Raw genomic sequence first — 475 nt, forward strand, 5'->3', positions numbered from 1 at the left:
GGAAACCAGATTTGCAAACGTTTTACCCAGGCATGGTGGGTTCAGGTTGTCTGCCAAACTCAGAATCTTGTCGTTTTCGTTGATGGTGATATAGATTCTTTGGCCCGTAACCAATTTCTCCACCCATTTGGTATGGTCGTTGCTGTTGACATCAGCCTGGCTCAAAATGATATTGGTAAATAGCCGGGTTTCTTCTTGGTAAGCCTGGCTTAAAACGTAATGCTCAAATAAATAGTTTCCCAGGCTGTGCGCCATAAAGTTGATGGTGGTATTGCAGGCCAGCAATGATTTTGTGCTTTGTTGGTCCATCCAATATTTTGTGAACTTGGAAAATTTTTCCAGTAAAGAATCCAGCGCGCCAAAAGATGCCTGCGCAATTCTGCGGGCTGCGCGGTATTCGGTGAACACCAGGCCACCGGTGTTGGAAGGCCATGAAAATAAAACCACTTCTACCCCATACCGCTCCTGGATTAAC

The 475-nt window shown here is 45.7% G+C and carries 1 protein-coding gene; it reads right to left on the reverse strand.

The features are described from left to right. The coding region (locus AC097L_RS23260) for an alpha/beta hydrolase (protein WP_479589115.1) at positions 1-475 on the reverse strand (475 nt) is incomplete at both ends.

Source organism: Rhodoferax sp. RT5P35 (genome assembly GCF_056521385.1).